This is a genomic window from Ilumatobacter sp. (genome assembly GCF_046290335.1).
GTDB lineage: Bacteria > Actinomycetota > Acidimicrobiia > Acidimicrobiales > Ilumatobacteraceae > Ilumatobacter_A.
Genome location: NZ_JBKAGH010000001.1, coordinates 1,901,014 through 1,916,278, shown reverse-complemented (window position 1 = coordinate 1,916,278; position 15,265 = coordinate 1,901,014). Strand labels below are relative to the sequence as shown.

Here is a 15,265-nt window from a genome sequence, read left to right as displayed (position 1 = left end):
CGTTGCGCCCGTGTGTCGCGTCGTTGCGCCCGTGTGTCGCGTCGTTGCGCCCGTGTGTCGCGTCGCGACGACGGGTCGGGAGGTCGGAGGAGGTCAGGTGGTGACATGGTGAGCGCCGCGGTCGTGGTCAGGCGCTGGCGACTCGGTTTCGCCCGAGTTCTTTTGCGTTGTAGAGCGCAGCGTCGGCTCGCTCGATCGTGTCGGAGATGGCCGAGGCCGGTCCGATCGACACGCCGACGGACGCCGTGATCCGGTCGGGGATCGGCAGTTCGATCCGTTCGATCGCCGCGCGCAGACGCTCGCCGGCCGCTTCCGCTTCTGCTTGGGTGGTGTCGGGAAGCAGAACGCAGAATTCTTCTCCGCCGTACCGGTAGGGCACGTCCGTCTTTCGGAACTCGCGGGTGAGCACGGCGCCGACGAGACGGAGCACCTCGTCCCCCATCGAGTGGCCGTGTGTGTCGTTGAACCTCTTGAAGTGGTCGACGTCGACCATCAGCGCGGCGGTCGGCTGCGCGTGATGCGCTCGTTCGGTGACGTCGGCATCGAGCCGTCGGCGGTTCATGAGCCCGGTGAGCCCGTCGGTGAACGCAATGTCGGCGAGCCGATCGTGTCGGCGGCCGCGACTGGTCACCAGGTACAGCGCCAGCGCGGCAATGCCCACCGCAACTGCGACGAGCAGCAGCAGAATCGGAGAGGTCGACGCCTGTTCGGCCGCTGGCTCCACCGGAGCAGCAGGTGACGGGACCGCCTCGGCTGCGGGTTGCTCGATCGCGGGTTGCTCGGCCGCGGGTTGCTCGGCCGCGGGTTGTTCGGTCGCGGGTTGCTCGGTCGCGGGTTGCTCGGCCGGCGGTTGCTCCGAGCTCACCGTGACGTCGACGTTGTCTGGTCCGTCGTCGACGACCGCTTCGGCGGGGACCGCAAAGGGTGCGTCGGGGTCGAGGTCAGCGATCGCCCGGAGATACACGTCAGCGTCCGGCGCGGCACCGGCCGTGGCCGCAAACGGCGCGAGCGCACGTCGAGCGTCGTCGGAAATCGCGAGCCCGCGGTAGTCGATGATCTGCAGCGCTGTCGCGCCGTCTCGATCAGACACGTCGATCTCGTCGATCACGTCGGGATCGGAGGTTCCCTCGGGTGGAATCGCATCGAGTGCTCGCCGTTCACTGTCGACGAATCGTGACGCCTCGAGGAGGAGGTCGCCGTCATCGGTGTCGAGCAGATCTCGTTGGAAGACGATCTCCTCCTGGTCGCCGCTGAGGAAGGCGGCCAGCGCGGCATCGGGCATCCAGACACCACCGTCGTCGGCGAAGTCCAGGAGTCGCTCGAGTTCGTCGTCGTCGCCGTCTTCGAAGGCATCGATCGCCGCATCGATGACTGCGACGGCATCCTGGTTGTCGAGACCCGACTCAGGTGATGCGAGCACCGGCGACGCGAGCGTCACCGTCGATGCCATCGCCGTTGCGACGATCGCTGTAGCTCGACTGGCTCCCGTGCACCACACACGACCTCATCGGCTCTGCGCCGCCCCTGCTTGAGCGCCGTGTGTCAGGAGAGCGTCGAGTCCGTCGTCAGGGCAGGTCAGGACGACGGGGCGACGCTCGAGTCGGACACCCAGTTGCCGTGGAATCCGAACGGGACACGCTGCGGGAGCGCGATCTGCGCAACCGCTGGCTCAGTGATCGCCTCGGCGTCGAGGATGTGCAGTTCGCTCTGGTCGCTCGTCGCGTCGTACACCACGGTGAGGATCCAGGCGGCGTCTTCCTCGGTGCGATCGGCCTTGGGGACGACGACGGGTTCGGCCCCGCCGCGACCGAACCCGAATTGGTGCCGCTCGACCGATCCGGTGGCGAGGTCGTGCTTGTTGATCGCCCCGTGCAGGTCGACGGCGTGCAGCTTGACCTCGGAGGTGAAGCCGTAGCGATGCTCGCGCAGGCCGACTCGTGGATTGTGCCGGGGGAACTCTTGGGGGAGGTCGTCGATCGTGGTGCCCGTGACCCGGCGAGCGACCGGGTCGATCACCCAGCGGTCGAAGGTCGGCGGATGCTCGGTGAACGGACCGCGGCGGTCGTTCACCATCATGTCGTCGTAGCGGCACACGTCGACCACGACGGTGCCGTCAGCGGCGTCGTAGGCGTTGAGTGGGTGGAACACGTAGCACGGGTCGACGTCGCACCAGATGACGTCGTCGGCCGTGCCGTTGCGAGGCAGCAATCCGACGCGACAGGGCCGGTCGGCGTCCCACTTGAACGGGAACGGATACCCCGCGGCGAGCACGTCGAGGTTGATGGTGACCGACAGGTCGTAGATCACGGCGTACCGCTCGGTCAGTGACATGTCGTGCATCATCGGCATGTCGTTCACGGGAATCGCCAGGTTCTTGGTGACACGGCCATCCGGGCCGACCACGGTGTAGTTGACGTGATCGATGAGATCAGGCCAGTGATAGTTCATCGAATGCAGTTCGCCCGTCGACGGGTCGTACTTCGGATGCGCAGTGAAAGGCCCGTCGAGCGTGCCGAAGAACCGGTTCTCGCCGCGTGAGTTCAGTTCGTAATCGAGTTCGACCGGCGGACTGCCCGCTTCCACCATCGCCCAGGTGGTGCCAGCGAACCCGCCGACGTTGGTGTTCGCGCCGAAAGCTCCCGTCGAGCGTGCTTCGGGTGGCGAGACGTAGCGATTGCGGTACCACTCGGCCTTGCCGCCGCGGAGCCGGACGCCGTGCACCATGCCGTGACCGATGAACCAGTGATGCGTGGCCTCGTCGACCGGACCCTCGGGGTTGGGGCCGTTGCGCAGCCAGCGACCGTCGAGTTCGGCCGGGATCTCACCGGTCACCGGCAGGTCGAACGCCGTGACCTCTCGCTCGACCGGCGCGAAGTTGCCGCCGAGGTAGGGGCTCTCGCTCGGCCGCCACACGGGCAACGCGCCAGCCATTTGACCGGGCGCAGCGCCGTCTCCGAGATCGCTGACGTCCTGCTGGTTGCTCACATCGACCATCTCGACATCCAACCAAATGAGTGAACACCTGTCAACTCAGCGAGCTCCGGCCGTGCGAGGCGGTGGCCGGCACGCGTTCGGCGCGCCGCCATGATGTTCCGGCGTGATGGGGGCGCGGTGACTCGAGCGTCGAGGTCAGAGGGCGCGGAGGCCAGCCCAGGCGAGGGCAGAGACCTCTCGGGCGATCTCGTCGGGATCGAACTCGTCTCCGAGCTCGACGAGTCGGCGACTAGCGCCTTCGGCGAGACCCACCAGCGCATACGCGAGAGTTCGGCGATGCGATTCGTCGATGTCGACCGCGATCAGGGGCGCCGTTGCGTTGGCGGCTTCGCTCGTGACCCGGGCGATTGCCTCCGCGAACTCGGCGTCGCTCGACGTGCCCGGGCCGAACAGCAGTTTGAACGCGTCGTGGTCGTCGGAGACCCAGCGGAAGTAGGCGCGAAAGCCGAGTTCGGTCTGGCTCTTGCCGTCGGTTGCCTCGGCTGTCGCCTTCGCGATCGCTTCGAGGAGTCGGCTGCCGACTTCGTCGAGCAGGGCGAGGTAGAGCTCTCGCTTGGAGTCGAAGTGCTGATACAGCACCGGTTTCGTCACGCCAGCGGCTTCGGCGACGTCGTTCATCGACGCACCGTGGAACCCCGCCGCCGCGAACACGTCGAGGGCGACATCGAGGATCTGCTCGCGGCGAGCGTTGGCAGGGAGTCGTTGCGACATGGTGCTACCGGATGGTAACCGCAGGTGTCGTCGTTGGCGAGGCGGTGCTCGTCACCGGGCCGACGGAGTCGACGCGGCCGATGGAGTCGAGGGGATCGAGCGACATCGATTCAGAATCCGCGTTCGCGGTCGTCGCGCTCCGCGGCCTTCACGGCGTAGCCGAGGATGATCGACGGTGCCAGCAGCACGCAGCCGATGACCAGTGCGACGATGACGAGCGTCGCCATCACGGCCGTGAACTCGAACGCGAAGGCGATGATGAACAGCGCCATCGCGAGTGCGACGAAGAGATAGCCGACGCGGTTGGCGAGCAGCGTCCATTTCGCGATCTGGGCACGACGAACCCGAACGGGGTCGACCGCGCCGTCGGGGCCGACCGTGCGCGGCGCGGCGGTCGAGGCCGAGGTGTCGGGATCGGGCGATGCCGCACGATCCGAGTCGTGGCCGTTTTCTGAGCTCGTCATGTCGGGCGCCTAGCGTACGGCACCATGGGAAAAGTGTCATGGTGAAAGTGTCATGGTGAGCGTGTCATGGTGAGCCGGTCATGGTGAACGTCGAACGACACGGTGCGGTACTGCTGATCACGTTGGATCGCCCGGAGCGCCGCAACGCCGTCGATCACGCCACGCTCCTCGAGCTCCTCGACATCCAAGCGGAACTGCAGAGCGCGATCGCCGGCAACGACACTGGTAATGGCACTGGCGACACGGATGACGTCGTGCGCTGCGTGGTGCTCACCGGAGCGCCGCCCGCGTTCTCGGCCGGCGCGGACCTCACGGGTGTCGAGGAAGGCCAGTTCGCCGTCGATCTCGCCGAGGTGCTGACCGGGTTCGGTCGCCTTCCCGTGCCGGTGATCGCCGCGATCGACGGCCCGGCGCTCGGTGCGGGCACCCAGCTCGCGGTCGCCTGCGATCTGCGCATCGCCACGCCGAACAGCCTGCTGGGAATCCCGGCCGCCAAGCTCGGGCTCGCTGTCGATCTCTGGACGATTCGCGAGGTCGAGCGCCAGTTCGGCGCGCCGATCGCCAACGCGATGCTGTTGGCTGCCGAGACCTTCACCGCGGCCGATCTCCATCGAACCGGGGGCGTGCAACGGCTCGGCGATCTCGGCGCCGCGATGGAGTGGGCGCAACGAGTCGCCCAGCTGGCACCGTTGACCATCCGAGCGCACAAGCTCGGGCTCCACGCCGGGACGTCTGCCGCGAACGACGATGATCGAGCCGTGTTCGAACGTGCTCGATCGGCCGCTTGGGCCAGCGACGACGCAACCGAAGGGCGAGACGCGTTCCTCGCCAAGCGCCGCCCCGACTTCGCCGGTCGCTGAGCGGTTCTGCGAACCGCTCAGAGGTTCGGCGGCAGCAGCCGGTTCACGTTCTGGAAGAAGAAGTACAGCGCGACGAAGAACGGCACGAAGCCGGCGACGGCGCCGACCCAGTCGCGGCGGAACCGGCGGCTCAGGAGGTATGCGCCGAGCGCGATGATCGACACGGCGAGGCCCCACATGCCGACGTGGGGGTTCGCGTCGGGGTCGCTGAACCAGCTTTCGGAGAACGCATCGGCGAAGCCGGCGGGGGTCGCGGGCTCGTCGGCGAGGATGTCGTCGCCGGTCGCGGTCTCGGTCAGCGTGCCCGACACGCCGCCGGCGCCGGCGTCGCTGGGGGCGCCGGTCGAAGCGCCGCCGTCGATGTTGCCGGTCACGCTGCCGCTCCCAGACCCTGCGGGTGTTTGGTCGTCGACGAGCCCGCCGTTCGCGGTGCTGCCGGTGGACGGAGCGACGATCGGGCGGCCGTAGTTCAGCACCGGTTCGCCGACCGGCGCCGACGACGTCGAGTCGAGTTCACTGAAGACCACGATGCGCTCGCGGGCGGTCCACTTCGGATGGCAGGAGGTGAGCGTGAGGTTCGCTCGGTTCGGATCGGTGGTCGCGACCACGTGGTAGTCGGCCGGTGAGACGATCTGGGTACCCGTCACGCGGTAGGTGAAGCTGCCCGACAGCGTCGTGACGATGATCTCGTCGCCCGGTTGCAGCTTGTCGACGTCGTGGAACGGCTGGCCGTAGGTCGTGCGGTGGCCGGCGATGGCAGCGTTGCCCAACTGTCCGGGCATCGGGGTGTCGGGGAAGTGTCCCGGGCCGCGTTTGAGGTCGCTGGGTTCCACGCCGGCGACGACGATGTCGTTGACTCCGAGGCGCGGGATCTCGATTCGAGCGAGTGCGTCACCGTCGTCGAGCGGCGGGATGTTCTGGGCTTCGACCGGAATCACGACGGGCGGTGGAGTCGATGACCCCGGGTCGCTGTCGGCTGCGCCGTCGGTCGATGCATCCGTTGTGTCGGTCGTGCCGGTTGCGTTCTCGGTGGCGTCGTCGGTCGTAGAGGCGGCGTTGTCGGCCGACGGGCCGTCGTCGGATGTGGCGACCTCGTCGAACGAGGGGGGAGTGCTGTCGGCGAGGAGTTGTTCGAACTCGGATTCGAGGCCGCGTTGGGCGCGGGCCGTTTCGATGCCGGTGCCCCAGAGTTGGTAGGCGACGAAACCGAACATGAGGAGCCCGAGCGCGATGAGGGTCTTGCCGACGTTGCCGACCCACCAACGCCAATCATGCGGTGGAGGTGGTCGATCCCACTTGCGTACTCGTCCGCGCCGGGTGAGGCTGGGTGCGCCGATGGGTGCTGCGTGAGGTCGCGCGGGTGGGGCCGGAGGCGCAACGGTGTGAGCGGTCCGACTGCTGACCGAACCCGGGGCCGAGTCACCTGCGGCGTCAGCGGGCGCACCTGGCGCCGGCGGCTCGGCGGGCGCGCCTGGCCTCGGGCTGGAGGGCGTTTCGGTCTCGGACACTGCCCGCGACGGTAGTGGGCCACGGTCGGCCCGCCACGGTGTTTGGTGGAGTGTTTTCGTTCTCGACTCATCTGTGGGCGAGCGGTCGCGATGTCGCCGCGCCGGCGTCGGGAGCCGGGCTGTGACGCTCGCGACTGCGCTCGTGGGCGAGCTCGCCGGGGGGCCATGGGCGCGATGGCAATAGCGTGGCGTGGTGCAATCCGGTCCGACCGTCGTCTCACTGCAAGACGTGGTCGCCGTGTTGGGACAGTTCCCGGCGCTCGCCGGTGCGACGCTCGAGGTCGAAGAAGGTGAGATCATCTTGCTGCGCGGCCCCAACGGTGCGGGCAAGACGACCCTGCTCCGATTGTGTGCCGGGCTGTTGCCGGTCGTGCGTGGTTCGGCGACGGTGCTCGGACACGATCTGGCTTCAGATCGTGAGAGCGTGCGACCGCACGTCGGACTGCTCGGCCATCAAAACGGGCTGTACGGCGACCTGACGGTGGCGGAGAACGTCCGCTTCTGGGGAGCGACCGTCGGGGCGTCGGATGACGAGGTCGCCGCAGCGATGGAACGCCTCGGTGTCGCCGGTCGGCTCGCCGGCGTCGCCGTTCGGAAGCTGTCGGCCGGCCAGAAGCGGCGGACTGCGCTCGCCGGGCTGGTGGCTCGGCGTGCTCGTCTGTGGTTGCTCGACGAGCCACATGCCGGTCTCGACGCCGACGGGCGTGACGAACTCGACGAGACGTTGCGCCAAGCGGCGGGTGCGGGAGCGACGATCCTGGTCGCGAGCCACGAACTCGAGCGAGCCGGATCGCTCGCCACCCGAACGGTCGAGGTCGTCGCCGGCCAAGTCAGCGAAGGCGGAGCCCGGTGAGCGTCTGGCAGGTCGCCCGCCTGATCGCGAAGAAGGACCTCCGAATCGAGCGTCGGAGCCGAATCGTGACCAACCAGGTGCTGCCTTTCGCCGGGGTGACGATGGTGATCTTTGCGTTCGCGCTCGACGCCAACACCGAGGTGTTGCGGGTCGTGTCGCCCGGGCTCGTGTGGTTGGCGACGATGTTCAGTCTGTTGATCCTCGTGCAGCGGACTTTTGCCATCGAAGCCGCCGACGGCGCGCTCGATGCCATGCGCGTGGCGGGCGTCGACGCGCGGGCGATCTACCTCGGCAAGGCGATCGGGTTGGCCGTACAACTGTTCGTGCTCGAGGTGCTCCTGCTGTTCTCAGCCGTCATCTTGTACGGCGAGACGATCCGGTTCGAAGGTCTTGTGCTTCTGGTCACGACCATGCTCTCCGCGACGTGTGGCCTCGCCGCAGTGGGTACCCTGTACGGAGGCTTGGCCGCCGGGTTCACGGGCCGCGAGACACTGCTCCCGCTGCTCACGCTCCCAGCGGTTGCGCCTGTCCTGATCGGAGCGACGCGAGCGGTGGAATCAGCGCTCGGCACGGCTGGGGCAGCGGTGTCAGACGGTTGGCAATGGGTCAGCCTGCTGACGGTCTTCGCTGTCGCCTTCGGTGTCGGCGGTGCGCTGGCGTTCGGTCCGCTGATCGACGAATGAACACGACTGCCAGCACCCACGATGTCCAGCCAGCACACGACACGCCAGCACACCGGATAGGCCTATGACCACACTCGACCCAGCCGACTCGACCGACGCGGACACCGCGGACACCGTGGCCACCGGTGTGACGGAGCCGTCTGGTCGATCCGGGACCGCAGGTACCGGGACCCGCTTCACGCAACTCCTCGGTCTCGCCACCATCGTCATGATGGGGTGGCTCGTCCTCTTCGGCATCGTCTTGTCGCCGGCCGACGTGGTGCAAGGCGAATCGGTCCGGCTGCTCTACGTCCACGTACCGACCATCTGGCTCGCCTACCTCTCGTTCACCGTCACGGCGGTTGCGTCGGGCGCGTACCTGTTCACGAAGAAGAAGTCGCTGGGCTGGGATCGCCTGGCTGGCGCGAGCGCGGAGATCGGCGTCGCCTTCGTGGCGTGCACACTGGTCGTCGGTGCGCTGTGGGGTCGGTTGACCTGGGGCGTCTTCTGGCAGTGGGATGCCCGGCTGACCACGACGGCGTTGCTGTTCGTGACCTATGTCGGCTATCTCGCCGTGCGCCGCCTCGGTGGCACCCACCAGCAGCGGGCGAAGCGGTCGGCGGTGATCGGGTTGCTCTCCGTGCTGCTGATTCCACTCGTGCACTGGTCGGTCGTGATCTGGCGCAGTCTCCACCAAGAGGCGTCGGTGCTCAGTACCGACGGCGACATCAAGATGGACGGACTGATGTTGTTCACGCTGTTCGTCGGCGTGGTCGCTTTCACCTGTCTGTACACGTGGCTGGTCACACACCGCACGCGGGTGATGGCGATGGAAGACCTACTCGAAGAGAGCGGACTCGACACCGCACTCGTTGCCCGTCGCGCCGAAGGAGTCGCACGCTGATGCTCGCATTGATCGAAGACGCCGGGTTCATCTACGGCGGTTATGCCTTGACGTTCGCCACGGTCGGATTCTTTGCGTGGCGAACGCTCACACAGGGAAGAAAACTCGGGAAACTCGTTCCCGACGACGAGAAGTACTGGACCTGAGGACACGCATCATGTCGGAGATGGATCTCACCCCGCGCACCAACGTCGATGGCACCGCGATCGGCCGGAAACGCAAACGCAACGCCGCTCCGTTGGTGGTGCTCGCGTTGGTGGTCGTGGCCGGCGGTGTGATCGTGACGCAGTTCCTCAATTCCGCAGTCGACTACTTCTGCAACGTCGACGAAGTCGGCGTGCGCGAGGGGTGCGAGACCGATCGGCGTATCCGCCTGCAGGGCACCGTCGACGAGGGCACGATCGTGAAGGCGTCGGGGTTCACGACGTTCACGATGACGTACGGCGAGCGCACGATCGAGGTTCGCTACGACGGCAACAACGGCGACCCCGGTGGCATCTTCCAGGAGTGCATCCCGGTGGTCGTGCACGGCGAGATCCGTGAGGGCGTGCTGCAGGGTGATCGTGTCGAAGTGAAACACTCCGAAGAGTACGAAGCCGAGAACGAAGCCAACCTCGACGCCGGCTATGCCGAGGCGGAGGAGGCCGGATGCGAACCCGTCAGTGTGTGACGGCGCTCTTGGTCGGCGGTGACGGCCGGATGCGAACCCGTCAGTGTGTGACGGCGCTCTTGGTCGGCGGTGACGGCCGGATGCGAACCCGTCAGTGTGTGACGGCGCTGTTGGTCGGCGGTGACGGCCGGATGCGAACCCGTCAGTGTGTGACGGCGCTGTTGGTCGGCGGTGACGTGTCGTGATCGCTGCGTCGATCAACGCGGCACTCGGGCGAGCGGGCTTGCTCGTGATGCTGGCGGCGTGCGTGTTCGGCGCGCTGTCGATCATGTTCGGGATCTGGCAGAAGGATCGCCGACTGCTCCGCCAGGCGCCGCGGTACGCCTGGCTGTCACTGGGCGGCATCGTGGTGGCGGTCGTGATGATGCAGCGCGCGATGATCAATCGCGATTTCTCGCTGGCGTACGTGCAGCAGGTCGGTTCCGCCGACACGCCGGCGTTCTACAACTTCGCGGCAATGTGGTCGGCGCTCGAGGGTTCGATCCTGCTGTGGGTGCTGACGCTCGGAGCGTTCACCGCCGCGGTTGCCTGGCAGTTCCGGAAGCGGACCAACGACGAGCTGGTCGGCTGGGCGCTCGTCGTCATGTTCATCGTGTCGGGCTTCTTCGCCATGCTCAGCTTCGGCCCGGCCGATGCGTTCGCCGCCGGAGCGCCCGGTGTCACGAGTGGGCCCGGCCCGAACCCGTTGCTGCAGAACCACATCTTGGTGATGTTCCACCCGCCGATCCTCTACCTCGGCTACGTGGGGTTCACGGTGCCGTTCGCGTTCGCGATCGCCGCATTGATCACCGGTCGCTTGGGTGAAGGTTGGTTGATGGAGACGCGCCGGTGGGCGCTGTTCTCGTGGGCGTTCTTGACGATCGGCATCCTCCTCGGCGGATGGTGGAGCTACGAGGTGCTGGGCTGGTCGGGTGTGTGGGCGTGGGACCCGGTCGAGAATGCGTCGCTGATGCCCTGGCTCACCGGCACCGCGTACATCCACTCGGTGCTCGTGCAGGAGCGCCGCGGCATGCTGCGCGTCTGGAACCTGAGCCTGCTGATCGCGACGTTCTCCTTGACCATCCTCGGCACGTTCATCACCCGATCGGGCGTGATCAATTCGGTGCATGCCTTCGGTGACGGCCCCGTTGGTTCGTGGCTGCTCGCAGGTTTCGCCGTGATCGTCGTGGTGTCGCTCGCGCTGATCGCGTGGCGAGGTGATCGTCTCCGCTCGCCGGGTGCGATCGATTCGCCGTTGTCTCGCGAGGGAGCGTTCCTCGCGAACAACGTGTTGTTCACCGTCTTCGCATTCGTCGTGTTGTTGGGCACGCTCTTCCCGCTGCTCGTCGAAGCGATGCAAGATCGTCGCACCGTGGTGGGCGCCCCGTACTTCGACCGCCTGTCGATGCCGATCGGTCTGACGTTGCTGTTCTTGATGGCCGTGGCCCCGGTCCTGCCGTGGCGCAAGGCATCGACCGAGTTGCTCCGGACGCGGTTGTTCTGGCCGGCGTGGGTCGGCGTTGCGGCGCTGGCGTTCGCTGTGTTCGTCGGCGCTGATGGTTGGGCTCCGCTGGTTGCGTTCGCGCTGGCCGGGTTCGCTGCGGGTGCGGCGTTGCGCCAACTCGTGTTGGCGACGCGACGACAGGGGTGGCGCGGTCTCGTCGGTCGCGCCAACGGCGGGATGGTCGTGCATCTCGGTGTGATCATGATCGCGGTGGCGCTGGCAGCGTCGAACAGCTTCACCCACTCCGCGAATCTCGAAATCGAGCAGGGCGAGGCCACGGCCTGGGGCGGCCATACCTTCGAGTTGGTGTCGGTCACCGAGGAACTCAACGCTGCAGGAAGCGAACGAGCGCTCAAGGCCAACGTGTTGCTCGACGGCGAACAGGTCTACAGCCCGGCGATCACCACCTACCTCAACATCGGCCAGCCGATCGGCACGCCGTCGGTTCGGACCGGGCTGGTCAAAGACGTCTACCTGACGCTCGAACCGGGTTCGGAGCCCGGCGACTCGACGGCAACGATCCGTGTGTTCGTCAAGCCGATGATCGTGTGGCTGTGGTTGGGCGGTCTCGTCATGGCGATCGGCACGCTGCTCAGTGCGTTCCCCGGCTCCCGGCGCCGTAATCCGATCTCTCCGGTGTCGGCACCGATCGGCGGTTCGTCACGCGGCAGCGGTCCATCGGGGGACGGCGATCCGCACGGCGATCTCGCCGTGGGCGTCGACGATCTGCCCGACGACCGCGAGCGAGTCACGTCCGACGGTGACGAGCCCGAACCCGAAGCGCAACCGGTGGGGTCATGAGCGTGGTGCGTCGCTTGTCGGATGGCTGTCCACACGTGCGGACCGACGGGGCGGGGCGATGAGCCTCGACGTCTCCGACACCGCGGGTACCGGCGACGACGTCGACGGCGCCGAGTCGGGTCCGGCGCGGTCGTCGCGACTCGCTCCGTTCATCGCGCTCGGTGTCGCGGTCGTCATGATCGGTCTGATCGTGTTGCTCATCGGTGCCGAGCCCGATGACGGCACGGTCGCCGAGTCGCCGCTGATCGGCCGTCCCGCACCGGAGGCGACCGGCACGCTCGACGACGGGCGCTTCTTCGATCTCTCCCGCCGCAAGGGGAGTTTCGTCGTGCTCAACTTCTTCCGGTCCGACTGCGTGCCGTGCATCCAGGAGCACCCCGACTTGATCGAGTTCGTCGAGCAGCAGCGACAACTCGGCAGTGACGGCGCCGAGTTCTACTCGGTGGTCAACGGCGACACGCCTGAGCGCGTCGAGCGGTTCTTCGCCGAGCGTGGAGGCGACTGGCCGATCATCTATTCCGAGGCCGACGAGTTCTCGGTGGCGTTCGGTGTCGCAGCCGTGCCGGAGACCTGGATCATCGATCCGGATGGCATCGTTCGGGAGCGGTTCGTGTCGAAGGTGACCGCGGAGTTCTTGAGCATCACGCTGCAGCAGTACCGAGAGGCGTTCGCGAATCGATGAGTGTTTCCCAGCTGAATCGTCAGGCGAAGCGGTGGCCAGGGTGGGCGCTGATGGTGCTCGTCATCGCGGGTTTTCTCGCCGTGGGCGGCACGCGTGCCAGCGGTCCGCAGACGCCCGAGGACCGGGTCGACGAAGTGACGCAGCGACTCGCGTGTCCGGTGTGTGACGGCGAAAGCGTCTTCGAATCGCAGAACAACTCGTCGCGTGCGATCCGCAACGAGGTCGCCGATCTGGTCCGCGAGAACGAGTTGTCCGACGACGAGATCCTCGCCGTGTTCGAAGCTCGCAACAGCGAGATCCTGCTCGTCCCGAAAGCGACCGGGTTCGACGCGCTCGTCTGGGTGCTTCCGGTGATGGGGTTCATCATCGGCACCGTGGCGCTCGGGTTCGCGTTCCGGAGGTGGAAGCTCGAAGCCGAAGCGACACCAGATGCGACCGACGACGATCGACGTCTGGTGGCGGCCGCACTGATCGCCGACGATGCTGCCGAAGCCGCGTCGAGCGACGTAGGTGCGGATGGCGCAGGCTCGGACGAGTCGTGACGTCGACGATTCGATCCGGTCGGCATCTCGATCAGCTCGCCGAACTCGAAGAAGAGCGTCGATTCCTCCTGCGTTCGCTGAAGGATCTCGAGCGAGAGTTCGAGGCCGGTGACGTCGACGCCGACGATTACCAGACGCTCAAGGACGGCTACACCGTTCGAGCCGCTGCCGTGCTGCGCCAGATCGAAGAGGGTCGCCGCAAGTTGGCGCCGAAACGACCTCGACGCCGCGGTGTCGTCGCGGCGGTCGTACTCACGGTGCTGCTCGGTGGCGCGGGAGTCGGCATGATCCTCGCCCAGGCGTGGGGCGAGCGTGGTACCGGACAGGAGATCACCGGGTTCACCCCTGGCGACGACGTGCGCGCGGTGCTCGTGAGCGCTCGAGCGGCCCTCAACGAGGGAAACCTGCCCGCCGCGAACGAGTTGTTCTTCCGGGTGGTGCAGGCAGAACAGGAACGCGGTGTCGACAATCCTGAAGCGCTGGCGTACTACGGCTGGACGCTGGCGCTGGGCACGCGAGCCAACCCGAACCCGGACGAGACCGGCGCGCAACTGGAGTTGGCGTTGCTCGCTCTCGACCGCGCGCTCGAGATGGACGAGAACTACGCCGATCCCGCGTGTTTCGTGGCCATCATCGAAGCCAACTTCCGCAACGATCCGGTGCGAGCTCTGCCGTTCCTCGAGCAGTGCGAGCAGAACGACCCACCGCGCAGCATGGTCACGTTGATCGAAGCGTTCGCGGACGAGATCCGCGCGGCCGCCGACGAGTCCTGAGCCGGCGACTCTCGAGCCGCCACTGGCGTCAGGATGCTCGGCTCACGGTGTCAGGTGGGCGGTGGCCAGACCTTGCCCTGCGTGACCCGCCCGCGCTTGCGGCGCAGCACCCAGATGGTGCCCTTGCGCCAATCGGCGGCGGTGCGGACGTCCATGCCCCGACGCTGCAGGGCCACGATCGTGGCCGGAATGATGTCACCGTGGCTGCACAGGACGGCCCCGTCCTCGACCTCTTCGATGAGGTCGAGAACCGGCTCGAACGGTTCGTCCTCGACGAGGCGCTTGTCGATCTCGACCGGTCTCCCGATCAGCAACCCGAGTGGCTCGAGCGTTTGGACGCACCGCACGTACGAGCTTGAGTAGAGGCTGGTCGCTCGTTTCTCGGCCAATCGTTTGGCGATCGCCTTCGCCTGGCGTGTGCCCGCCTTGCTCAGGGGGCGGTCGTGGTCGTCGAGTTCCCAGGTGCGACGCTCGCCTGCCTTGGCGTGTCGAACCAGATAGATGGTGTCGGCCGAACCCACTGCCTCAGCTCTCGTGCGTGAACTTCGTGTGCCGACCGGTCAACTGGCGTACGACGATGATCCATGTGATCGCAGCGATGACGGTGAAGACCGAACCGATGATCTGGATGCTGCCGAAGTCGTTCAGCGTGTCGGCCAGGCTGTCGGTGTCTTGGCTGAAGCCTGCGCCGAAGGTCGCGTTGAGCGAGATGGCGCTGATCACGGTCGGGACGAGACCGTAGACGACGAACCACGCCCAGATCATCGGGTTCTCCGGCGCCTGCTTCCAGCTTGCCCCTTGGGCGTCGGTGGTGCTCGCCTTCCACACCTCTCGGACCATCAGGAACGGGATGATGATGAGTACCGGCGGAAGGATCCAACCGAAGACCGCCCAGATGGGCGCCCACGTCGTGGCTCGTCCGAGCTTGCGGAGGTTCGAAGCGACCCGGTACAGCCAGATCATCGTGAGCACGGCGGTCGCGAGCGTGGCGATTCCCTGGACGCCTTGCATCAACCCGAAGGCCGCGTAGTCGTCGAGGAACTGATCTTCGCTGATTCGGCCGGCGAGGAAATCGTTGGCGCTGTCGGTGGCGCTCGGTGTGGTCAGCGCCGTGACGATCGCGCCGAGGCCAGCGAGTGCGGTCAACACGACGATGGCGGTGGACAAACCTTTCACCCGCGACAGCGGTTGCGCTGGTGTCGGCGCCGTGTTGTACGCCGTGTAGCCGGGGGGAGGGGTGAGGTTCGCCGGTGGCGGCGGTGGAATGGGGGTGGCGCCCGGCGGCGGAGGTGGTGGCGTGGAGCCGGGAACGTTCGGCGGTGGCACGTCGGTCACCTGATCAACGCTAGCCGCGCTCG

17 protein-coding genes are annotated in these 15,265 nt (G+C 66.9%); 10 read left to right on the top strand and 7 right to left on the bottom strand.

Annotation, left to right across the window (positions count from 1 at the left end; translation table 11 throughout):
- Positions 1-127: 127 nt before the first annotated feature.
- The 4 genes from ACE37B_RS08595 to ACE37B_RS08580 all read right to left on the bottom strand — a co-directional run bounded on the left by ACE37B_RS08595 (position 128) and on the right by ACE37B_RS08580 (position 4,169).
- The gene (locus ACE37B_RS08595; RefSeq protein WP_409922863.1) at positions 128-1,450 is read right to left on the bottom strand and encodes a diguanylate cyclase; all 1,323 of its coding nucleotides are present in this window, start codon (positions 1,448-1,450) and stop codon (positions 128-130) included.
- Positions 1,451-1,575: 125 nt separating this feature from the next.
- A complete protein-coding gene (locus ACE37B_RS08590) occupies positions 1,576-2,985 on the bottom strand; it encodes a carotenoid oxygenase family protein (RefSeq protein WP_409922862.1) in 1,410 nt (469 codons plus the stop codon).
- A 144-nt stretch (positions 2,986-3,129) separates the two neighbouring features.
- Positions 3,130-3,705 (bottom strand): TetR/AcrR family transcriptional regulator, encoded by a 576-nt coding sequence (locus ACE37B_RS08585; protein WP_409922861.1) that lies wholly within the window; start codon positions 3,703-3,705, stop codon positions 3,130-3,132.
- 110 nt (positions 3,706-3,815) lie between these two features.
- Positions 3,816-4,169 carry a hypothetical protein gene (locus ACE37B_RS08580; protein ID WP_409922860.1) on the bottom strand — a complete coding sequence of 118 codons (354 nt, stop codon included), beginning with the start codon at positions 4,167-4,169 and terminating at the stop codon, positions 3,816-3,818.
- An 80-nt stretch (positions 4,170-4,249) separates the two neighbouring features.
- On the opposite strand from ACE37B_RS08580, the gene ACE37B_RS08575 reads away from it, so the two are divergent.
- Positions 4,250-5,029 carry an enoyl-CoA hydratase-related protein gene (locus tag ACE37B_RS08575; protein WP_409922859.1) on the top strand — a complete coding sequence of 260 codons (780 nt, stop codon included), beginning with the start codon at positions 4,250-4,252 and terminating at the stop codon, positions 5,027-5,029.
- Between the two features lie 17 nt (positions 5,030-5,046).
- Here the strand turns inward: ACE37B_RS08575 and ACE37B_RS08570 are convergent, their stop codons facing one another.
- Positions 5,047-6,537, bottom strand: coding sequence for a class E sortase (locus ACE37B_RS08570; protein WP_409922858.1), 1,491 nt, complete (start codon positions 6,535-6,537; stop codon positions 5,047-5,049).
- Between the two features lie 193 nt (positions 6,538-6,730).
- On the opposite strand from ACE37B_RS08570, the gene ccmA reads away from it, so the two are divergent.
- From ccmA to ACE37B_RS08525, 9 genes are all read left to right on the top strand, one after another.
- Positions 6,731-7,390, top strand: a complete 660-nt coding sequence (gene ccmA / locus ACE37B_RS08565) for a heme ABC exporter ATP-binding protein CcmA (protein WP_409922857.1) — start codon at positions 6,731-6,733, stop codon at positions 7,388-7,390.
- Positions 7,387-8,073 (top strand): heme exporter protein CcmB, encoded by a 687-nt coding sequence (locus ACE37B_RS08560; RefSeq protein ID WP_409922856.1) that lies wholly within the window; start codon positions 7,387-7,389, stop codon positions 8,071-8,073. The genes ccmA and ACE37B_RS08560 overlap by 4 nt, the downstream gene beginning before the upstream one ends.
- Before the next feature lie 64 nt (positions 8,074-8,137).
- Positions 8,138-8,956, top strand: a complete 819-nt coding sequence (gene ccsA, locus ACE37B_RS08555) for a cytochrome c biogenesis protein CcsA (protein ID WP_409922855.1) — start codon at positions 8,138-8,140, stop codon at positions 8,954-8,956.
- The gene (locus tag ACE37B_RS08550; protein WP_409922854.1) at positions 8,956-9,102 is read left to right on the top strand and encodes a hypothetical protein; all 147 of its coding nucleotides are present in this window, start codon (positions 8,956-8,958) and stop codon (positions 9,100-9,102) included. The genes ccsA and ACE37B_RS08550 overlap by 1 nt, the downstream gene beginning before the upstream one ends.
- 20 nt (positions 9,103-9,122) lie before the next feature.
- On the top strand, positions 9,123-9,626 hold the full coding sequence (locus tag ACE37B_RS08545) for a cytochrome c maturation protein CcmE (protein ID WP_409922853.1): 504 nt from the start codon (positions 9,123-9,125) through the stop codon (positions 9,624-9,626).
- 181 nt (positions 9,627-9,807) lie between these two features.
- Entirely contained in the window at positions 9,808-11,910 is a 2,103-nt protein-coding gene (locus ACE37B_RS08540; RefSeq protein ID WP_409922852.1) for a heme lyase CcmF/NrfE family subunit, read from the top strand.
- 58 nt (positions 11,911-11,968) lie between these two features.
- Complete coding sequence (locus ACE37B_RS08535) at positions 11,969-12,592, top strand: TlpA family protein disulfide reductase (RefSeq protein WP_409922851.1); 624 nt, start codon at positions 11,969-11,971, stop codon at positions 12,590-12,592.
- Positions 12,593-12,642: 50 nt separating this feature from the next.
- Positions 12,643-13,134, top strand: a complete 492-nt coding sequence (locus tag ACE37B_RS08530; RefSeq protein ID WP_409922850.1) for a cytochrome c-type biogenesis protein CcmH — start codon at positions 12,643-12,645, stop codon at positions 13,132-13,134.
- Positions 13,131-13,907, top strand: coding sequence for a hypothetical protein (locus ACE37B_RS08525; RefSeq protein WP_409922849.1), 777 nt, complete (start codon positions 13,131-13,133; stop codon positions 13,905-13,907). The genes ACE37B_RS08530 and ACE37B_RS08525 overlap by 4 nt, the downstream gene beginning before the upstream one ends.
- A 50-nt stretch (positions 13,908-13,957) precedes the next feature.
- Here ACE37B_RS08525 and ACE37B_RS08520 read toward each other — a convergent pair whose 3' ends face one another.
- Together ACE37B_RS08520 and ACE37B_RS08515 are read right to left on the bottom strand one after the other, a co-directional pair.
- Positions 13,958-14,428, bottom strand: coding sequence for a SixA phosphatase family protein (locus tag ACE37B_RS08520; protein ID WP_409922848.1), 471 nt, complete (start codon positions 14,426-14,428; stop codon positions 13,958-13,960).
- Positions 14,429-14,432: 4 nt separating this feature from the next.
- Positions 14,433-15,242, bottom strand: coding sequence for a DUF4328 domain-containing protein (locus ACE37B_RS08515; RefSeq protein ID WP_409922847.1), 810 nt, complete (start codon positions 15,240-15,242; stop codon positions 14,433-14,435).
- Between the last annotated feature and the right edge of the window lie 23 nt (positions 15,243-15,265).